We start from the raw sequence: 18,868 nt of genomic DNA on the forward strand, positions 1-18,868 counted from the left end.
AACGATGTCGCCGCATTGATTAAGGTTGATCGGCATTTTGGAGCGATGAGCAATGAAACTACCTCAAGTCCCGCTTACCCGGCGGCGGTTTATCGTTGGCGCCAGTGCATTGGTGATCGGCGCCTATCTGCCGTCAACCGGCGCACTGGCGCGTACAACGACGACCACGGCGCCAGAAAACACCGCTTATGAAGCCAATGCTTTCGTGCAGATCGACGAAAATGGCATTGTCACCGTCCTCAGTAAACACACCGAAGTGGGCCAGGGCGTTTATACCGGCATGGCAACGCTGGTCGCTGAAGAGCTGGATGCCGACTGGTCGCAGGTGCGGGTGGTTGCCGCACCGGTGGATACCAACGTCTATAAGAATCTGGCGTTCGGTTTTCAGGGCACCGGCGGCTCCAGCTCGGTGGCCAACGCCTACGAGCAGATGCGTCGCATGGGCGCGATGGCGCGCGCCATGCTGGTTCAGGCCGCTGCCCAAAGTTGGAAAACCTCAGCGGAAGAAATCACCGTGCAGGCGGGCAAGATCCGCCATGCCGCAAGCGGCCGCGAAGCAGGGTTCGGTGAGTTTGCGGCGCTGGCCAGCCAGTTGCCGCCGCCCGATCCCGCCAGCCTGACCCTGAAGGATCCGAGCCATTTTACCCTGATCGGTAAGGTCAGTGGCTTGCACCGCGTAGACTCGTTGGCGAAGACCAACGGTTCGGCGCAGTTCACTCAGGATATTCATGAGCCGGATATGCTGACCGTTACCATTAAAAAACCGCCGCGTTTTGGCGGCAAGGTAGCCTCGTTCGACGCCAGCCGGGCGCTGAAGGTGCCGGGCGTGGTGGATGTGAAACAGACCGATACCGGCGTGGCGGTATATGCCAAAAATACCTGGGCGGCGATCCAGGGCCGTGAAAAATTACAGGTGGAGTGGGACGACTCGCAGGCAGAGCGGCGCGACACCGAGCAGATATTTGCCGAATTCCGTCAGGTGGCGCAAAAGCCCGGCGTAGTGGCGAAAAGCCAGGGCAAGCCGGGCGAGATTTTCGATCAGGCGGATAAGGTGATCGAAGCGGAATATACCTTCCCCTATGTTGCCCATGCGCCGATGGAGCCGTTGGATGGCTATCTGTTTTGGGATGGCGAGAGCGTTAAGGCACGCTATGGCTGCCAAATCCAAACCCTCGACCATAAACAGCTGTGCGATCTGTTCCAGCTACCGCCGGAAAAAGTGCAAATCGACACCATTTTGGCCGGCGGCAGCTTTGGCCGCCGCATCGATCTGGGCAACCCGAAGCTCGGGCCCGACCTGGCGGCGGACATGGCCGCGGCGGCCAAAGCCATTGGGCCCGGTCACGGGGTCAAAGTGGTGTGGACGCGAGAGGATGATATTCGCAACGGCTGGTATCGTCCGATGATCCTCCACCGGATGAGGGGGGCGATCCGCGACGGTAAAGTCGTGGGCTGGAGCGATACCGTCGTTGGTCATTCCTGGACGCTTAACAGCGCGATGACGGCGCTGGTGGTTAACGGCCTCGACCAGATGATGGTCGAAGGTGCCAGCGAAGTGCCGTACACCTTCGAAAACTTCCTCTGCGACGCGCATATCGTCGCGGGTAAAGTACCGACCACCTCATTAAGATCGGTCGCTAGTACTCATACCGGTCACGCCGTCGAAAGTTTTATTGACCAGCTGTTGCAAGAGACCGGGCAGGATCCGGTCGAGGGGCGTCTGGCATTGATGGGTGATGCGCCGCGTGAGGCCGGCGTGCTGCGGGCGGTGGCCAAAGCCGCCAACTGGCAGGGCGCGAAGGTGGTGGATGGACGAGCACGCGGCGTAGGCGTCGCCAAGGCGTTTAATACTCGGGTGGCGCAGATAGCCGAGGTGTCAATCGGCGAAGGTGGCATTCCGCGCGTGCACAAGGTGTGGTGCGCGGTGGATTGCGGCGTGGCGGTCAATCCGGATGTGATCCGCGCGCAGATTGAGGGTGGCATAGGTTATGGCCTGAGTATTGCGCTGTACGGCAACATTACGCTGAAAGACGGGGTGGTTGAGCAGTCCAACTTCAATAATTTCCGTCCGCTGCGCATCGACGAAATGCCGGAGATAGAGGTGATTATCGTACCTTCAAGCGAAGCGCCTACCGGCGTTGGCGAGTTGGGGGTGCCAACTCTCGCTCCGGCAGTCGGCAATGCACTGGCACTGCTCGGGAGACCTCGCAGTTCACTTAGCCTGCCTTTACACCGTCCCAACCGTGACGCCAGCGTCTGAGCAAGGAGAACAGCATGATAACTTTAACTGTAAACGACCAATCGCTGACGTTTGATGGCGATCCCCATATGCCGCTGCTGTGGTTCTTGCGTGATGAGGCCGGATTGACCGGCACCAAATTCGGCTGCGGCATCGCGATGTGTGGGGCCTGTACTGTCCACCTGGATGGGGTGCCGGTGCGCTCTTGCATGACGCCGGTCTCTGCTGCCGAAGGCAAGAAAATCACCACCATTGAAGCGATCGGCGAAACGCCGGCGGGCAAAGCGGTGCAGGCGGCCTGGGTCAATCTGGACGTAGTGCAATGCGGCTACTGCCAGTCCGGTCAGATCATGAGTGCCAGTGCACTGCTGGCCCAGAGTAAAAATCCGAGCGATGCGGATATCGATGCGGCAATGAGCGGCAACGTCTGTCGCTGCGCCACCTATGTGCGCATTCGCGCTGCCATCCACCAGGCCGCCAAGGCGTTGGATTAAGGGAGAAACTCATGAGCAACGCCCTGAGATGGCTATTTTGGTTGATCGTGGCAATCGTGGTGCTGGCCGGCGGTTATGCGATCTATACGCTGCTGCGGCCGGTCGGCCCGGAACCTGCTGCGCCGATCGCCGGTGCCCCTGCCGGGATCAGCGATAAATTGGCGCGTGGCGAATATCTGGCGCGGGCTGCGGACTGCGTGGCCTGCCACACTGCGCCCGGCGGTAAACCTTTCGCCGGCGGTTTTGCCTTTAAACTGCCCTTCGGCACCATTTACGGCACCAATATAACCGCCGATCCCGACACCGGTATCGGTAATTGGAGTGACGATCAGTTTGTGCGTGCGGTGCGTGAAGGCGTTGGGCCGCAAGGTAATCTTTACCCGGCAATGCCGTACACCTCATACACGGCCATGAGCCGTGACGACGTGTTGGCGATCAAAGAGTATCTGTTCAGCCTGCCGCCGGTGAAGCAGGCCAATCCGGAAAATGGGCTGTCGTTCCCGTTTAACCAGCGCTGGGGCATGAAGTTTTGGAACCTGGCGTTCTTCAACGAAAAACGCTTCGAGCCGAACCTGAATCAGGATGAGCAATGGAACCGAGGCGCATATCTGGCCACCGCACTGGGACACTGCAGCGAATGCCACACGCCGCGCAATTTGGGCTTTGGCATTAATCAGAGTAAAAACCTCAGCGGTGAGGTGATCCAGGGGTGGTTTGCGGCCAACATTACTCCCGATCCGCAGACCGGTATCGGTGCCTGGAGCGAACAACAGCTGTCGCAGTATCTGGCGACCGGCCACGCGGAAGGGCGCAGCAGCGCAGCCGGTCCGATGGCAGAGGCGGTGGAAAACAGCCTGCAGTACCTGACGCCGGAGGATAATCAGGCGCTGGTGAAATACCTGCGCAATATCGAGCCTATCGCCACGGACAGTGCCAGCGCGGTCAATCTGCAGCCTAAGGGGGCAACGTCGTCCAGCGCGATATTGCCGGGTGGGCAGGAAGACTCGTTGGGACGCCGACTGTTCGCCGGAGACTGCAGCGGTTGCCACCAGTGGAACGGAACGGGACGCCAGAGCAAATATGCTTCCTTGGTCGGCAGCACGGCGGTTAACGATCCGCAGGGCCGCAGCGTGGTGCAGGCGATCCTGAAGGGGACGCGCATCAGCATCGGCGAACAGCATGAATTCATGCCGGACTTCGGTGCTCAATACTCGGACGAGGAAGTGGCGGCGGTTGCCAATTATGTTGTCGGCCAATTTGGCGAAAAACAGGGCAAGGTAACGGCCAAACAAGTCGCTGAACAACGCAAACAGTAAGAGGCGGCGAGGGGGGGCTGCCCCCTCGCTACCTGTCATTTTCTGCGCCGGGACATTACCAGTTTGTCTTTGGGGCGATCCAGCCAATCGGCAACCTCGTTATTGAAGTTATCCGCTAACAGGTAGGCTGGAGTTTTCGCCAACCAGTCAGACAGCGAAATGTCCTGATAGATGCCATTATCCAACACGATTAATACCTTAAGATCGTCATCCCCCATATTTTCGATATAGTGACCAAAACCCTGTGGAACATAGCCAACGTCGGTAGGAGAATATTCTTCAGTCTGCACATGGCCGTGCGAACTGAACACCGTCATGCGCCCCTTGCCGGAAATATAGTATTGCCACTCATTGGCATTGGGATGCCAGTGTAATTCCCGCACCGCCCCAGGCTTAACGATTTCTATAATGCCGGTCATGGTAGTGGAAATAGGGAATTCTTTTGAAGAGACCAAGTGCACGCTGCCGGCATCATTTTCGAAGAAAGGCTTTTGCTTCATTAATTCATAGCGATGAGCCAAAGGTGCATTATTTAAACCGCCATCGTGGGCCGGTAAGGGCAGTGCGGGCGGAATGGCACCGCCGACAATATAAGCCTCACCTTGTTTTGCCTTGGAAAATACCGCCGCCGGCATATTCACGCTTTTTTCCAACACTTCTTTGGGCATGTGGGCTACCCAGTCGGTAATGCTGAAGGTGCCGAACTCGGAAAAGTGACCATTATCAAAGGTCAGAACAAAATGTGCGCCGTCTGCCAACGCCTGAATCGAGTGGCCGTAACCCTTGGGGAAATACCAGACGTCGCCGGGGCCGAAATCTGCCACCTCACATTTTCCTTCAGGATCAATGATGGTAATGCGGGCATGCCCCTCCAGCATAAATGCCCATTCGGCAGCGATGGCGTGCCAGTGCAGTTCACGTACGCCACCCGGCTCCAGCGTCATATCCACCCCGGCAACCCCCTCGGAAATCGGGAATTGTTCGACGGTAGCCTCCCTGGCCCAGCCGTTGGGTAAACTGCGTTTTTTACTGTGGCTAAAGACGTATTTATACAGATTTTTCGCATCGGCAGCGGGTTGGAAATTGCTGGGGGGAACTATATTTCGATGTTCATCGGCGCTGGCGGATTTAATCATGCCGCCCATAACACCGGCGGCTGCGGCGCTGACTGCGGAAACTTTCAATATATCTCGACGCGATAACATAGGGCTTTCTCCAAATAAAAGTGGCCTACAGCGCATACGGCTGACAGGGTTTATTCTTTGGTTTTATTGTGTGCAGGGGGGTTATTGCTGAAATGGAAGCATTCGGCAACGGTTAAAGCATAGTGGGTTAAAAACAGGATGCCGCGAATAATATATTAATTTATGTTACTAATTGAGTGTGGCTGTGATTTTTAAATCCGCTTTAAAATAGTTATCTTCCGGTATCAAATAAATGTATTCTATTATTAAATAAAAGTTAAACAAAGTGAGTTTAATTAAAGTGGCTAATGTGTATCAGGTGCTATTTTATACGGTTGAGTAAATGGGCATCAGTAAAAAAGGCATGGCAGGGTACGGCGGGCTAAGTTGAAGTGCGTTTTCGGTAAAGAGTGATGTGAATCACAAAGCGTAACTAAGACTATTGCCGAAAAATGGCAACTATGACGATACTTTCGCCGCGATCTTAGCGATCGCCAGACATTTTTATTACGGCGTGTTACTGCTCAGGCAGGCAAGACCAAAATAGGAATGCACCTCTCCTTGTGATGAGGCGCATTTTGATTTTGGTCTTTTTTTTTTGCTTTTTTACCGGGGATATTCGATGGATTACAAACAGTTGGGCCTGGAAATTTTGCTGCAGGTCGGGGGCAAGGACAACGTCAGCAAACTGACGCACTGTGCCACCCGTCTGCGGATGGAGTTTAACGATGACAGCAAGGTACAAGCGAAAGCGATCGAGTCCTTGCCTGGGGTGATCAGCGTGGTGGAACGTGGTGGCCAGTTTCAGATCGTGGTCGGCAACAACGTGCAGCAAACCTTCCGCGCGATGCAAAAAGAAATCGGCGATCTCAGTGGCCGTCAGAGTGAGAAAAATTCCCAGGCGCGGGGCGGGGTGATTTCACAGATTATCAGCGTTATTTCAACCACTTTCACACCGGTGATCCCGGCTATCACCGGTGCGGGGATGATTAAGGCGCTGCTGGCGATCCTCAAACTGACCGGAGTGATAGATGCCGCCAGCCCGACCTACCATCTGCTGGACACCATCGCCGATGCGGCCTTTTTCTTCCTGCCGGTGCTGCTGGCTTACGGCGCGGCAATCAAATTCGAATGTAACCCGATCCTGGCAATGACCATTGCCGGCGCCTTGCTGCACCCCAATTTGGCGCAGATGCTGGCGGCGGGCACGGTGATTGATTTCGTCGGCATACCGGTGCGCCTGGCGGATTACGCCGGCTCGGTGTTGCCGATCATTTTCACCGTCTGGTTAATGTCCTATATCGAACGGTTTGCCGAGAAAGTATCGCCGACGATGATCAAGTTCTTCACCAAGCCTATGATTATTCTGTTGGTGACCGCCCCGTTGGCGTTGGTGGTGGTAGGGCCGTTCGGTATTTTCCTCAACGATCTGGTGGCCGCCGGTGCCGCTATCGTCGACGGTAAAGCCAGTTGGCTGATCCCGATGCTGATGGGCGGCCTCCAGCCGTTTCTGGTGATCACCGGTACGGCCTGGGCAATGACGCCGATTGCTACCGGTCAACTGAGTAAAAATGGTTTCGAAATGATTAACGGCCCAGGCATGTTGGCTTCCAACATTGCACAGGGGGCTGCGACGCTGTGCGTGGCCTTTCGCACCAAAAACAAAAATCTGCGCCAGCTGGCGTCCTCTGCGGGTTTCACCGCGCTGCTGGGTATCACCGAGCCTTCGTTGTACGGCGTGACGCTCAAACTGCGCAAACCGCTGATTGCAGCAATGATCGGCGGCGGCTGTGCCGGTATTTACGCCGGGCTGAGTGGGCTGGTGCGCTATGCCTTTGTTTCTCCTGGATTAGCGGCGCTGCCGGCGTTTATCGGCGAAAACCCAATGAACATTGTCCATGCGCTGATCACCTGCGCCATTGCCATTGTGGTGACTTTTGCACTGACCTGGATGCTGGGGTTCGACGATCCGGTTGAAGAAACGGGATCTGGGGTCTCGGAGGCCGTCAGTGGCGACGAACAGCAAATTGTCAGTCCGCTCAACGGTCAACTGGTGGCATTGGCGCAGGTTAACGATGACGTGTTCTCGCAGGGGCTATTGGGTCAGGGTGTCGCAATACGGCCGCAGGAAGGCGTGTTGCGCGCGCCGCTGACGGGGGAAGTAGTGACGTTCCTGCCATCCATGCATGCGGTCGGTATCAAGGGTGACAACGGTGTCGAACTGCTGGTGCATATCGGCATTGATACGGTCAATCTGGCGGGACAGCATTTCACTTCCGAGCTTAAAGTGGGCGACCGCGTCCAGGTGGGAGATGAACTGGTGCGCTTTGATCTGGCGGCGATCGTCGGGCTGGGTTACGACATCACCACGCCGGTACTGGTGGTTAACAGCGAAGCTTTTCCTCAGCTGAATTGCCGCCAACCGGGAGCCGTGGATTTTGGGCAGCCCATCATAACCCTTAATAATGCGCAGCAGGAGCAGGCATGATTTACCAACGACTGAACGATTTCCCCGCAGATTTTCTGTGGGGGGCTTCCACCTCTGCCTATCAGGTGGAGGGGGCCTGGAACGAAGACGGCAAAAGTCCATCGATTGTGGATATGCTTGATCACCCGGCAGAAACCGCTGATTTTAAGGTCGCCAGCGATCACTATCACCGCTTCCGTGAGGATGTGCAGCTGTTTGCCGAGCTGGGATTAAAGGCCTACCGTTTCTCGATTGCCTGGACGCGAGTGCTGCCGCAGGGGACCGGTGAGGTCAACGCCGCAGGGCTGGATTTTTATCGCCAGTTGATTGATGAACTACTGAGCCATGGCATAGAGCCTGTGGTAACGCTCTATCACTTCGATCTGCCTTATGTACTTGAGCAACAGGGCGGTTGGTCGAATCGCGCCACCATCGATGCCTTTGTCGATTATGCCGAAGTGTTGTTTGACGCATTCGGTGACCGGGTAAAGTATTGGCTGACCATCAACGAGCAGAACACCATGATCCTGCATCCGGGCGCCATTGGCACGCCGAAGGGCGGTGAGCTGCCATCCAGGCGAGTGCTGTATCAGCAAAGCCACCATATGTTGGTGGCTCAGGCCAGGGTGATGGCGTTGTATCATCAGCGCTGCCCGGCCGGGAAGATCGGCCCGGCGATTAATACCACCTCGATGTATCAGGAAACCTGCAATCCGCTGGATGCCATCGCCGCCCATAACTGGGAAACGCTGCGTTGCTGGAGCTTCCTCGACGTGGCCGTGCAGGGTCGTTATAACCCGCTGGCCTGGCGTTACCTGCTGGATCGTCAATTGGCGCCACGGATGGAACCCGGTGATGCGGCGCTGTTGCTGCAGGGCAAACCGGACTTCGTGGCGATAAATTATTACTCGACCGCCACCATTGCCGCCAGCCGAGGCGATGCGTCGGACATCAGCGCGCGAGCCGGCGATCAGCAAATCATGCTGGGGGAACCGGGCGTGTATCGCGCGGCGGAGAACCCGTTCGTCGGTAAAACCCGTTACGGCTGGGTGATCGATCCTGTCGGATTGCGGCTGACGCTACGTAAAACCGCGGAACGTTACCATTTACCGATATTAATTACTGAAAACGGCATTGGCGCCCCGGACCAGCTACAGGCCGATGATACAATCAACGACGATTACCGCATCGAGTTTATGCGACAACACGTCGAACAGATGCAGTTGGCCATCAACGACGGCGTCGAACTGATCGGCTATTGCCCCTGGGCGGCAATAGACGTGGTCAGCACCCATCAGGGCTATGCCAAGCGCTACGGGTTTATCTATGTAAACCGGGGTGAGCAGGATCTGAAGGATCTGCGGCGGATCAAAAAGCGCAGTTTTGATTGGTACCAACGGCTGATTGTCTCCAATGGCCGGCAACGATAATAAAAACAGAGGGTGTGGCCGCGACGATGAAAGTCATTAAGGTACTCAATAATAGCCTGGTGCTATCGGCGGATGACGATAACAATGAAGCTATCGTGATGGGCAAGGGTATTGGCTTTAACAGCAAAGTGGGTGACGTTCTCGACCCGGCCGCGATAGAGAAAGTGTATGTGGTGCAGAACAGTCAAAAGGGCCGCGATTACCTGCGGCTGATTGAAACCACGCCGGAAGAGCACATCGAGATTGTGCAGATGATCCTGGCGGAGGCTAACCGGCAGCTTAACGGGCGGATTAACGAGCAGATTTTCTTCACCCTGGCGGACCACATCAGTTTCGCCATTGAGCGCTATCACAAGGGTATCGCAATCCAAAATCGCCTGTTGTTCGAGGTGAAGCGCTTTTACCCGCAGGAGTTCGCAGTGGCGAGCCAGGCACTGGCGCACATCAACCGGCGGTTGAACATTGCGCTGCCGGAAGAAGAGGCGGGCAATATCGCTTTTCATCTGGTTAATGGTCAAACCGACGTGCAGAACATGGAGCACACGCTGCTGTCGGTGAAGATGCTGAAAGACATTTTCAATATCATCAAATACCATTTTCGCATCACGATCGACACTGACTCGCTCAACTACTCGCGTTTTTTGGTGCATATGCAGTTTTTCATACAGCGAATGGTCGAAGGGCAGCAAATGGCGTCGAAAGACGACTTTATCTTCGCGCAGGTGACCAGGGAGTATCCGCATGCCTATCGCGGCGCACTGCTGATCCGCGACTACGTGAAGAATCTGCTGCAGATAGAGATGTCGAACGATGAACTGCTGTATCTGGTGATCCATCTGACGCGTATCGCCGACCGGTCTGATTAGCCGGGCGACTGCTCGCTGACGGCTTCGGCCACCAGATCGCGAAAGCGTTGGATGATGGCCGACGTCCGGTTGCTGCGCAGCGCCAGATAAAGCGGCGCGCTGAGCTGGGCCTGTTCGGCAATGGTTCGGTAAACGATGCCGTCCCCGCCCAACCGCCGCATGGAGGCCGGTACGATCGACAACCCCAGCCCGGCACCTACCAGGCTAAGGGTTGCGGGCAGGCGTGGGGCCTCCTGAATAACGCGCGGGCTGAACCCGGCACCGTGGCAGGCCGCCAGAATGGCATCATACAAGCCCTGGCCCGCCGGGCGACGGTAAAGAATAAAGGCCTCCTGGGTTAACGCAGTCAGCGGTAGCGGTTGGTCGTCATGGGTGGCCAGCGGGTGACCGATGGGCAGGGCGATCAGCATCGGTTCGCGCAGCACCGGCTCAATTGTCAAACCGGGAATACCGCCCACCGGCGAGCGGACAAAGGCCACGTCGAGCCGCTCATCCACCAAGGCATCCAACAGTTCGCCGCTGCCTGCCTCTTCCAACTGAGTGGTAATGCCAGGCAGGATCTCACGGTAGCGGCGCAGCAGATTGGGCACGAAGGGATGTAATGCGGCGGAGCTGGTGAATCCAATAGCGATATGCCCTTGTTCACCCCGTGCTGCGCGGTGCACCGCTTCGGTCAGATGCTCTGCCCGCGTCAGTAGCGCCCGCGCTTCATTGAACAACACGCTGCCGGCTTCGGTAACGCGTACGCCACGGGGCAGGCGTTGCAGCAGTTTTACCCCCAATTCCTCTTCCAGCCCCTGTAACAGGCGGGTCAACGGCGGTTGTTGTATAAACAGTCGTTCGGCGGCGCGGGTGATATTGCCTTCTTCCACCACGGTAACGAAAGCCCGCAGGCGGCGAAGTTCGATCATTGACATACCTTGAAGGTATCCTTGTTGCTTGTGAAATGCATTAGACATCATGGCATGGCGACGCGCATCATACCAGCCATCAAAATAAGCGATGTGGAACGGACAATGTCGGAATCTGATGCGGTAAAAAATGACCCGCAGGCAGCACCGCCGGGCAACGGCGAGTTGTTTTTGGGCTTTCTGATGCTCGGGCTGATTGGCTTTGGCGGCGTACTGCCGTTGGCGCGCAATATGCTGGTGGAAGACCGCCGCTGGCTCAGTGGTCAGCAGTTTACCGAGCTGCTGGGGCTGTGCCAGTTTTTGCCGGGTGGCAACGTGATTAACCTTTCGGTAGCGGTTGGCATGGAGTTTCGCGGCCTGCGCGGGGCTTTTTGCGCCCTGCTGGGGCTGATCAGCGCACCGACGGCCATCGTAGTCGGTCTGGGTATGGTTTATGCCCGCTTCCAAAATGACGCGCATGTACAACACGTATTTGCCGGTCTGGCTGCCGCGGCGGCCGGTTTGTTGCTGTCTACCGGGGTGAAGATGCTGCTGCCGCTGCGCGGTAAATGGCTGGCACTGGGCATTGTGGCGCTGTGTCTGATCGCCATCGCCTGGCTACGCTTGCCCTTACTGCCGACCATGCTGACATTGGCGCCGTTGAGCATCCTGCTGATGTGGTGGAGGGATCGCTCATGATGGCGGTATTGATCTCACTGGCGATCATATTCACCGAGCTGTCACTGCTGGCATTTGGCGGCGGCATGACCATTCTGCCGGAAATGCAGCGTCAGGTGGTGGAGGTTCACCAATGGATGAGCGCGCAGGAGTTCAGTGCGCTGTTCGCCATGGCGCAGGCCGCGCCGGGGCCGAATATGATGATTGTGCCGCTGGTGGGGTGGCACGTGGCCGGGTGGGCCGGGCTGTTGGTGTCCTCCATCGCCAAGTTCGGCCCGTCGTCGATTGTTACCCTGCTGGTGATGGGCGTCTGGCGACGCTTCAAGGACAAGCCCTGGCGGCGTCGGGTGCAAAGTGGATTGGTGCCGGTGACCGTTGGTTTGGTGGCGGCCAGTGGCGTGCTGATTGCCGAAGCTTCCGCACCGAGCTGGCCGTTGGCGATGATTATCCTGCTGGCAACGGTGCTGAGCATGAGCAAACGTATCCACCCATTATGGGTGTTGGCGGGCGGGGCAATACTGGGGCTGTTGGTGGCGTAATCGATATTGGCGGCAGGGGCTGCTGCCGCCAGAGTGATTTACTGGCGCGGCGTCAGCGAAAAGCGTGGCTTGCCGTTATGGTTCATCACTTCATAGCGTTTGGGGGCCGTCAGCGCCAGAAACGCTACCATGCTGCCGTCGGCATTGGTCAGCGTCATGCCGTCCGGCGTCGGACGCCAGGCCACCGGCAGTTCGGTGAGCGACAAGGGTTGCAGACACTGCTCTGAAGCGGTGAAACGGTAGGCGTTAGTCCCTTCGATCAGTTCATCGCTTAATTCAACGTTGCAGGCTGGGGCTTTGCCTTCGGCATCGTTCAACTGCCAGTGCCCCTTCAGCGCAGAGGGGGCCAGCAGGGGCAGTGAACTGGCAAAGGTAGTGCTGCTTAACATAAGGCTCATAACAACTCCTGTCAGGGCAACGCGCCTGAGTGCGCGCAAAGAGAGAAATCTCGACATCGGCCACTCCTTACTGAAATCCGTTAATACCATAGCACGATCCTTGTTGCTGGGTGATCCAAGGATAAGTGATTTTAATACTCGTTTATTCTGAATCAATGAATAACCCGCAGTATAAATGACGAGCAATTAAAGCCAGTAGTCTTCTTGTTATTGTGGTCTATATTTTTCAATCAATTGTTTTTAATTGCTTTACTGATTTTGTTGGATTTGGAATGCCTGCTTATTATTGTACTGTTGTATGGTTGCGCCGTCAGACTAATTCCCTATGCTGGGTTGCGGAACTGGAATGTTCCCATTAGTTATTTTGATTGAATGCCTCACCAATTGACTGAATTCCTATTGTGTAAAGGAGAATGCGATGAACCGCAATCACAATGAAATTTTGCAAGATGACGAAGCGTTTACCGGCCTGGCGGCCACATCCCCTGATGATCCCAACTATCAATTCTACTATCACCAAACCGGCAGCATCTACAATGGACTGGGCTATGGCGCTTATCTGACGTTGGATAATGCCAATCTCTACAGCAACCAGCGAGGCACCGGCCCGCTTACCACCTGGGGCAAGACCCGTGAAAACTACAGCTCCGAGCGCGCAGCCGATCAGCTGACTCGCAGTGGGTATACGCACAACGGCGACAACGTTTTCCATCAGCCGGCAGATCTGACCTTTTCCTTCCTGACCCAGGAAGCGTTGGATGTTATCGGCAGAACCGGAACGGGTAACAACGCCAATAAAGGGCTGGAGCCGTTGACCGAAGCGGCTAAAAGTCAGGCGTTAAAATCGATGCAGGCCTGGGCAGACGTGGCAAATGTCACCTTTACCGAAGCGCAGTCCACGGATCTGAACCACCGGGCAGACATCACCTTCGCTTATTACACCCAGAAAGCCGATGGCAGCGCTGCGGATGACAATGCCTTTGGTTACTATCCCGCCACCTCTGATCCTGCGGATGATAACAGCTACGCCGGTACGGTCTGGTTTAATAAAGGTTTTCTTACTCATCAAGCGCCGGTACCGGGGGATTTCAGCAGCCAGACCTTCACCCATGAAATTGGCCATGCATTGGGCTTGATGCACCCTGGCGATTATGATGCTTCCGACGACAAGGACCCCACTTATATCGATGACGCCGTGTATTATCAGGATTCGGTTCAATATTCGATAATGAGCTACTTCAGCGGCAATAACACCGGCTCCGATACCAAAGGGGTCAACGGTTATGGCCCGATGATTGACGACATCGCCGCGATGCAGAAACTGTACGGTGCCAATATGGAAACGCGCACCGGGGATTCGGTGTACGGGTTTAATTCCAATACCGGGCGTGACTTCCTGACCGCAACGGCGGATAACGGCAAGCCGGTGAACTTTGCGGTGTGGGACGCGGGCGGCAACGACACGCTGGATTTTTCCGGCTACAGCCAGCAGCAACTGATTAATCTCAATGACGGCGCCTTTTCCAGCGTCGGCGGCGGCACGCAGAACGTATCGATCGCCAATAATGCGGTGATCGAGAATGCCATTGGTGGCAGTGGTCGTGATGTGCTCATCGGCAACGAACAGGACAATTTACTGGCCGGCAATGCCGGTTCGGACATGTTGTATGGCGGGTTGGGGGCGGATCATCTGTGGGGCGGCAAAGACGCCAACAACTTCGCCGATTATTTCGTTTACCTCAATGCTAATGAGTCCACCACGACGGCATTCGATGTGATCGAGGATTTCGAGCACGGCGTCGACAAAATCGACCTTTCCGGGCTGCGTTTCAACAACAGCCTGAGTGAACTGCGGTTGATCGACAGTGCCGACAGCTTCAGCGGACAGAAAGGCGAGTTCAAACTTAACTTCGATACCTTTAACGGCACGACCGATTTATTGCTGAATACCCATAACGACAGCTATGCGGCGGATTTCAAAATCCAGGTCGTAGGCCAGGTGGAGCAAAGCGATATTCTGTTTGCCTGAGTGCCACGCTTGATAAGGGCCTTACGGCCCTTTTACTAAAGCGCCATCCCCGGCCTTTAAGGGTTCAGAGCCTTGATCAGCGCCTGATTGAACCGTTCGGGCTCTTCCATTTGCGGCGCATGCCCCAGGCCAGGGAATTCGATCAGGTTGGCGTGCGGGATCATTTTCGCCACCTGTTTCCCCAGCAGATTATAGTGCCCGAGCTGAGCCTTGACGGCGGGGGGAGCGATATCGCTGCCGATGGCGGTGGTGTCGGCGGTGCCAATCATCAAGGTGGTCGGCGTTCGTAGATCCTTGAACTCGTAGAACACCGGCTGGGTGAAAATCATGTCGTAAATCAGCGCCGAGTTCCAGGCCACCAGGCGATGGCCAGGCCCATTGTTCAGCCCGGCCAGCATATCGACCCAGCGGTCATATTCCGGCTTCCAGCGGCCAACATAATAGGTCTGCAGTTCGTACTGTCGAATACCGGCAGCGGAGGTTTTCAATTCACGCTCGAACCACCGATCGACGCTGCGCCACGGCACGCCTTTGGCTTTCCAGTCTTCCAGCCCAATCGGATTGACCATCACCAGCCGTTCCACCGCCTGCGGGTACATCAGGCTATAGCGGGTTGCCAGCATGCCGCCGGTAGAATGGCCGACGATCACCGCTTTAGCGATTTTCAGGTTATTCAATAGCGCGTGGGTATTGTTCGCCAACTGCTGAAAGCTGTATTGGTAGTGCTGCGGTTTGGTGGAGCTGCAAAAGCCGATTTGATCGGGCGCGATCACCCGATAACCGGCCTTGCTTAGTGCTTTGATGGTGTCTTGCCAGGTGGCTGCACAGAAATTTTTGCCGTGCATCAGCACCACAGTATGGCCGTTGGCATCGCCCTCTGGCGGCACGTCCATATAGCCCATGCTTAACTGCTGCCCCTGAGAGCTGAAGCTGAATTGTTGCAGCGGGTAAGGGTAGTGAAAGCCCTGTAGCTCCTGACCGTATTTGGGTGTTTCGGCAGCCACGCTGGCAGAAAAGGCGGCCAGAGCAGCGGCTAGCGCGACTCGACGGGTCAATCTCAGCATCCTGATGTCCTTATGAAAATCGGCAAGAGTCTGAGTATAGCCGTAAAGACCATGCCTCCCTGATGAAAAGGAGGCATGAAACGCTAGGCGCTGCGCAACTGTTGTTGGCGCTCAAGCTGCTGGTTGAAATGCGCGGGGGCCCAATCCGCCTGCAGCGCCTGCATCAGCAACTGCTGCTGGGTCTGCGGAGCCAGGCCGGCCAGCGGCGGATCGCTGTCCAGATTGGTGGGGAAAGAGTAGCCGTCTGCCGCCGCCGCGACGGTCGCCGCCAACTCCGCACCCAGCAGTTCTCCAGCTTGATAGCGCCGCAGCAACGCCGGATAGATCTGCTGCAGCAGGCGCAAGCGGTTCACGGTTTCCATCGGCTTGCCGAATGCCGATGAGACCTGCAACAGATTGGCGATGCGCACATGGTCGTGGGTGACATTGTTGCCCGCAGCATGGAACAGCGCCGGGTTAAAGAACAGCGTGTCTCCCAGCTCCAGCGGCAGCTGTACGGCATGTTGCTGGAAATAGTCGATAAACTCCGGACGTCGCCAGGCCAGGTAGCCGCCGGGATAATGGTGTGAGAACGGCAGTAATTGAGTTGGGCCGGACTCCAGCGGCATCGCGGAATGCGCCACCGCACCTTGCAGCGTCAGATACTGGGACAGCAGTTGCAACGGCAACGGAAAACGTTGTACGTCCTGATTTTCCTGAAAGCCCAGATGGTAGTCACGGTGCGGTTGCTGTGCTTTGCCCCCAGGGCGCACTACGTTGACCTGCGCCGTCATTTGATACCAGGGCCCGAGCCAGGCTTCGCTGACCAACGCCAGCACAGGGTTGGCGTAGTAATCAATAAAAGCATCGGGATCGTGCTGGGCGGCCTTTTGCAGCGAATTCCAGATGCGGCCGTTATTGCCGGCGGCAGAGAAGTGATCGCCTGCGTTCCCTCTGGCGGCCTCCTCCTGGAAAATGGCTTCGAAAACCCGGTTATGGCGCTCTATGATGCTCTTGTCGGGATAGGTATTTTTAATCACCAGCACGCCGGGGCCGGTGGAAAGTGCCCGGTGCAGCTCACTCAATACCGAGGTTTTATCGGTTTGCGCACACTCAATCAGCGTGGCGGCGTGATAAATCAGCACGTTTTTTTGCGCGTCGGCCGCCAGTGGATAGTCACTCAATGTGAGCGACTGCTCACATGTCTGGCCAAAGTCATCAACCGAAAGCCGGTCAGGCTGTAAAAAAAGAGTTTCAGTCATGATGTGCTCCCGAGTTCAGGCTCAGCGGGTGGTCCGGTTTAGGTGAGCCGCCATCGCCGCAGCCAATCACCCCCTGATCGAAGTCGACAACCGCGCCGGTCATCATTCCGGACTCCTCAGACAGCAAGAACGCCACCGCACGCGCCACTTCCCGTGGTTTCAACAAGCGCCCAAACGGCTGTTGTCGTTCCGCCTGCGCTAACCAATTCTCATCGGCGTCGTGATACTGGCGCTGAATTTCATGCTCATGTGGCGTGTCCATCCAACCGATATTCAGGCCGTTTACCCGGATGCGGTTGCGCATGGCGCTGAAGGCGACGTTTTTGGTCAGGGTGATCAGTGCGCCTTTTGACGCGGCATAAGGCGCGAGAAACGACTGACCCCCGTGCGCAGTAATGGTAATGATGTTAACGATGGAACCCGCGACCTGATGCTTGATCATCACTTTGATGGCTTCCTGCATCAGGAAGAAGGGCGCGCGAATATTGACGGCGAAAATGGCGTCAAACAGCTCTGGCGTGGTGTCGATTATGGTACCGCGGTCGGACATGCCGGCGCAGTTAACCAACCCATGCAGGGTACCGAAAGCGTTTTCCGCTTCGGCAATGACGTTGCGGCAGGCTGCCGGATCGGCAATGTCAGCGGTGACGAATCGGGCATCGCAGCCGGTAGCGCGTAACTTCTCTGCCTGGGCGGCCCCCGCTTTCTGATTGCGGCCGCAAAGCATCAGCCCGGCGGCTCCGCGCTCGGCCAGCAGTTGTGCCACCGCAGCGCCTAGCCCCTGGGTTGCTCCCGTCACCACGTAATAGTTTCCGGAAAACATAGTGTTTACATTCTCGTGCATTGCGTCAGCCTCAGATAATTTTTGATATTGAAAATCAATCGGTTGTTTTTATCTTCATCTTGCTATTGCTAACCCTAGCATCTACATTTTGTTAACAAAACCTCACTGAAACCTCAAAAAGACCTCAATTTGGTGGCGTCATGAAATTCTCTATCAAGCAAATTGCCGCGCAGGCGGGCGTCAGCAAGGCAACGGTCGATCGCGCGCTGCATCAGCGGGGCAAGGTGCATCAACAAACCTTGCGGCGTATTGAGCAGGCTCTGCAGGATTTGGAAAATCAGCAGCGCAGCGGCCTGGCCAGCGGCCGTACGCTGCCGATTGACGTGGTGATGCACACGCCGCAGCGTTTCAGTCAGTTGGTTACGGATGCACTGTGTAGCCAGTTGAGTGCTTTTGTGCCGTTTCGCATTACGCTGCGCTTTCATATTTTCGAACAGATCGGTACCGCTGAATTGCAGCAGGTGATCGAGCGCTGCCGTAGCCAGGGCTCCTACGGGGTGATCCTGAAGGTGAGCGATGAGCAATTGCTCAATGACAGCGTCGGTTTGTTGCAGCAGCAGGGCATACCGGTGGTGACCATAGTGACCGATCTGCCACAAAGTCGGCGCATCAGCTATATCGGCATGGATAACCGAGCCGCCGGTCGTACAGCGGCTTATCTGATGGCACGCTGGTTACCGCCCCAGCCGCAGCGGGTGGCAGTGGTGATCAGCAGCCAGGGTTTTCGCGGCGAAGAAGAAAGAGAGAGTGGATTCCGTCAATGGCTGCGGGAAAGGGCACCGCACCTGAGCGTGGTGGACATTAGCGGCGGCCTGGGGGTGTATGCACCGACTCTGGCACGAGTGACAGAAACGTTGCGCTGTCATCCGGATATTCACGCGGTTTACAGCGTCGGTGGCGGGAACTCCGCGATTGTTGAGGCGTTCAGCCGGCAACAGCGGCCGCTGGCGGCGTTTATCGGCCACGATTTGGATCAGGAGAATCGCCAACTGCTGGCACAAGAGCGGATTGATGCGGTGATCGACCACGATTTACAACGGGACGCGCGCAATGCCTTCCAGGCCATTTTGCAACACCACGGCTTTGTTCCCGGCAATATCATCACGCATGCCTTTTCAAGGGTTAGCGTGGTGACGCCGTTTAATCTTTCAATGGTCGACGAACCCTCTGCCGGTGTTTAACGCCGAAG

At 56.4% G+C, this 18,868-nt stretch carries 16 protein-coding genes; 10 read left to right on the forward strand and 6 right to left on the reverse strand.

Features of this window, described 5'->3' with window-relative positions:
- The first annotated feature begins 52 nt into the window (after nucleotides 1-52).
- Genes EBA31_RS12075 through EBA31_RS12085 form a run of 3 tightly spaced genes read left to right on the forward strand, consistent with a single transcriptional unit; the run spans nucleotide 53 to nucleotide 4,049 of the window.
- A complete protein-coding gene (locus EBA31_RS12075; RefSeq protein ID WP_122079266.1) occupies nucleotides 53-2,260 on the forward strand; it encodes a xanthine dehydrogenase family protein molybdopterin-binding subunit in 2,208 nt (735 codons plus the stop codon).
- 14 nt (nucleotides 2,261-2,274) lie between these two features.
- Nucleotides 2,275-2,733, forward strand: coding sequence for a (2Fe-2S)-binding protein (locus EBA31_RS12080; RefSeq protein ID WP_122079267.1), 459 nt, complete (start codon nucleotides 2,275-2,277; stop codon nucleotides 2,731-2,733).
- An 11-nt stretch (nucleotides 2,734-2,744) separates the two neighbouring features.
- Nucleotides 2,745-4,049 carry a cytochrome c gene (locus EBA31_RS12085; RefSeq protein WP_048759055.1) on the forward strand — a complete coding sequence of 435 codons (1,305 nt, stop codon included), beginning with the start codon at nucleotides 2,745-2,747 and terminating at the stop codon, nucleotides 4,047-4,049.
- Nucleotides 4,050-4,084: 35 nt separating this feature from the next.
- On the opposite strand, the gene EBA31_RS12090 is transcribed toward EBA31_RS12085, so the two are convergent.
- Nucleotides 4,085-5,254 carry a cupin domain-containing protein gene (locus tag EBA31_RS12090; protein ID WP_048759053.1) on the reverse strand — a complete coding sequence of 390 codons (1,170 nt, stop codon included), beginning with the start codon at nucleotides 5,252-5,254 and terminating at the stop codon, nucleotides 4,085-4,087.
- A 601-nt stretch (nucleotides 5,255-5,855) separates the two neighbouring features.
- Between EBA31_RS12090 and EBA31_RS12095 the strand changes: the two genes are divergently transcribed.
- The 3 genes from EBA31_RS12095 to licT are packed head-to-tail and all read left to right on the forward strand — an operon-like array spanning nucleotide 5,856 to nucleotide 9,996.
- Nucleotides 5,856-7,721 carry a beta-glucoside-specific PTS transporter subunit IIABC gene (locus tag EBA31_RS12095; protein ID WP_122079268.1) on the forward strand — a complete coding sequence of 622 codons (1,866 nt, stop codon included), beginning with the start codon at nucleotides 5,856-5,858 and terminating at the stop codon, nucleotides 7,719-7,721.
- Nucleotides 7,718-9,130 (forward strand): glycoside hydrolase family 1 protein, encoded by a 1,413-nt coding sequence (locus EBA31_RS12100; protein WP_122079269.1) that lies wholly within the window; start codon nucleotides 7,718-7,720, stop codon nucleotides 9,128-9,130. Before EBA31_RS12095 ends, EBA31_RS12100 begins: the two co-directional genes overlap by 4 nt.
- 26 nt (nucleotides 9,131-9,156) lie before the next feature.
- On the forward strand, nucleotides 9,157-9,996 hold the full coding sequence (licT, locus tag EBA31_RS12105; RefSeq protein WP_122079270.1) for a BglG family transcription antiterminator LicT: 840 nt from the start codon (nucleotides 9,157-9,159) through the stop codon (nucleotides 9,994-9,996).
- Here the strand turns inward: licT and EBA31_RS12110 are convergent.
- Complete coding sequence (locus tag EBA31_RS12110) at nucleotides 9,993-10,913, reverse strand: LysR family transcriptional regulator (protein ID WP_046373611.1); 921 nt, start codon at nucleotides 10,911-10,913, stop codon at nucleotides 9,993-9,995. The two genes, licT and EBA31_RS12110, sit on opposite strands and share 4 nt — an antisense overlap.
- Nucleotides 10,914-11,012: 99 nt before the next feature.
- Here EBA31_RS12110 and EBA31_RS12115 point away from each other — a divergent pair, with 99 nt between their 5' ends.
- On the forward strand, nucleotides 11,013-11,585 hold the full coding sequence (locus tag EBA31_RS12115) for a chromate transporter (protein ID WP_020826804.1): 573 nt from the start codon (nucleotides 11,013-11,015) through the stop codon (nucleotides 11,583-11,585).
- A complete protein-coding gene (locus EBA31_RS12120; RefSeq protein WP_122079271.1) occupies nucleotides 11,582-12,103 on the forward strand; it encodes a chromate transporter in 522 nt (173 codons plus the stop codon). Before EBA31_RS12115 ends, EBA31_RS12120 begins: the two co-directional genes overlap by 4 nt.
- Nucleotides 12,104-12,141: 38 nt before the next feature.
- On the opposite strand, the gene EBA31_RS12125 is transcribed toward EBA31_RS12120, so the two are convergent.
- A complete protein-coding gene (locus EBA31_RS12125; RefSeq protein WP_048759042.1) occupies nucleotides 12,142-12,501 on the reverse strand; it encodes an AprI/Inh family metalloprotease inhibitor in 360 nt (119 codons plus the stop codon).
- A 418-nt stretch (nucleotides 12,502-12,919) separates the two neighbouring features.
- Between EBA31_RS12125 and EBA31_RS12130 the strand changes: the two genes are divergently transcribed.
- On the forward strand, nucleotides 12,920-14,530 hold the full coding sequence (locus EBA31_RS12130; RefSeq protein ID WP_122079272.1) for a serralysin family metalloprotease: 1,611 nt from the start codon (nucleotides 12,920-12,922) through the stop codon (nucleotides 14,528-14,530).
- Between the two features lie 56 nt (nucleotides 14,531-14,586).
- On the opposite strand, the gene EBA31_RS12135 is transcribed toward EBA31_RS12130, so the two are convergent.
- The 3 genes from EBA31_RS12135 to EBA31_RS12145 form a co-directional block, all read right to left on the reverse strand.
- Nucleotides 14,587-15,594: an alpha/beta fold hydrolase gene (locus EBA31_RS12135; protein ID WP_122079273.1), complete on the reverse strand. Its 1,008-nt coding sequence runs from the start codon at nucleotides 15,592-15,594 to the stop codon at nucleotides 14,587-14,589.
- A gap of 83 nt (nucleotides 15,595-15,677) precedes the next feature.
- On the reverse strand, nucleotides 15,678-16,835 hold the full coding sequence (locus tag EBA31_RS12140; RefSeq protein WP_122079274.1) for a phytanoyl-CoA dioxygenase family protein: 1,158 nt from the start codon (nucleotides 16,833-16,835) through the stop codon (nucleotides 15,678-15,680).
- Nucleotides 16,828-17,679, reverse strand: coding sequence for an SDR family oxidoreductase (locus EBA31_RS12145; protein ID WP_046373605.1), 852 nt, complete (start codon nucleotides 17,677-17,679; stop codon nucleotides 16,828-16,830). The genes EBA31_RS12140 and EBA31_RS12145 overlap by 8 nt, the downstream gene beginning before the upstream one ends.
- A gap of 140 nt (nucleotides 17,680-17,819) precedes the next feature.
- On the opposite strand from EBA31_RS12145, the gene EBA31_RS12150 reads away from it, so the two are divergent.
- Nucleotides 17,820-18,860 (forward strand): LacI family DNA-binding transcriptional regulator, encoded by a 1,041-nt coding sequence (locus EBA31_RS12150; protein ID WP_122079275.1) that lies wholly within the window; start codon nucleotides 17,820-17,822, stop codon nucleotides 18,858-18,860.
- Nucleotides 18,861-18,868: the final 8 nt, after the last annotated feature.

The organism is Serratia sp. P2ACOL2 (assembly GCF_003691565.1).
GTDB classification, from domain to species: Bacteria; Pseudomonadota; Gammaproteobacteria; order Enterobacterales; family Enterobacteriaceae; genus Serratia; species Serratia liquefaciens.

Coding starts and splice junctions, on each gene's coding strand:
- EBA31_RS12130 (WP_122079272.1), top strand. CDS start 12,920: ATGAACCGCAATCACAATGAAATTTTGCAAGATGACGAAGCGTTTACC.
- EBA31_RS12085 (WP_048759055.1), top strand. CDS start 2,745: ATGAGCAACGCCCTGAGATGGCTATTTTGGTTGATCGTGGCAATCGTG.
- EBA31_RS12150 (WP_122079275.1), top strand. CDS start 17,820: ATGAAATTCTCTATCAAGCAAATTGCCGCGCAGGCGGGCGTCAGCAAG.
- EBA31_RS12115 (WP_020826804.1), top strand. CDS start 11,013: ATGTCGGAATCTGATGCGGTAAAAAATGACCCGCAGGCAGCACCGCCG.
- EBA31_RS12080 (WP_122079267.1), top strand. CDS start 2,275: ATGATAACTTTAACTGTAAACGACCAATCGCTGACGTTTGATGGCGAT.
- licT (WP_122079270.1), top strand. CDS start 9,157: ATGAAAGTCATTAAGGTACTCAATAATAGCCTGGTGCTATCGGCGGAT.
- EBA31_RS12140 (WP_122079274.1), bottom strand. CDS start 16,835: ATGACTGAAACTCTTTTTTTACAGCCTGACCGGCTTTCGGTTGATGAC.
- EBA31_RS12125 (WP_048759042.1), bottom strand. CDS start 12,501: ATGAGCCTTATGTTAAGCAGCACTACCTTTGCCAGTTCACTGCCCCTG.
- EBA31_RS12075 (WP_122079266.1), top strand. CDS start 53: ATGAAACTACCTCAAGTCCCGCTTACCCGGCGGCGGTTTATCGTTGGC.
- EBA31_RS12095 (WP_122079268.1), top strand. CDS start 5,856: ATGGATTACAAACAGTTGGGCCTGGAAATTTTGCTGCAGGTCGGGGGC.
- EBA31_RS12120 (WP_122079271.1), top strand. CDS start 11,582: ATGATGGCGGTATTGATCTCACTGGCGATCATATTCACCGAGCTGTCA.
- EBA31_RS12145 (WP_046373605.1), bottom strand. CDS start 17,679: ATGCACGAGAATGTAAACACTATGTTTTCCGGAAACTATTACGTGGTG.
- EBA31_RS12135 (WP_122079273.1), bottom strand. CDS start 15,594: ATGCTGAGATTGACCCGTCGAGTCGCGCTAGCCGCTGCTCTGGCCGCC.
- EBA31_RS12100 (WP_122079269.1), top strand. CDS start 7,718: ATGATTTACCAACGACTGAACGATTTCCCCGCAGATTTTCTGTGGGGG.
- EBA31_RS12110 (WP_046373611.1), bottom strand. CDS start 10,913: ATGTCAATGATCGAACTTCGCCGCCTGCGGGCTTTCGTTACCGTGGTG.
- EBA31_RS12090 (WP_048759053.1), bottom strand. CDS start 5,254: ATGTTATCGCGTCGAGATATATTGAAAGTTTCCGCAGTCAGCGCCGCA.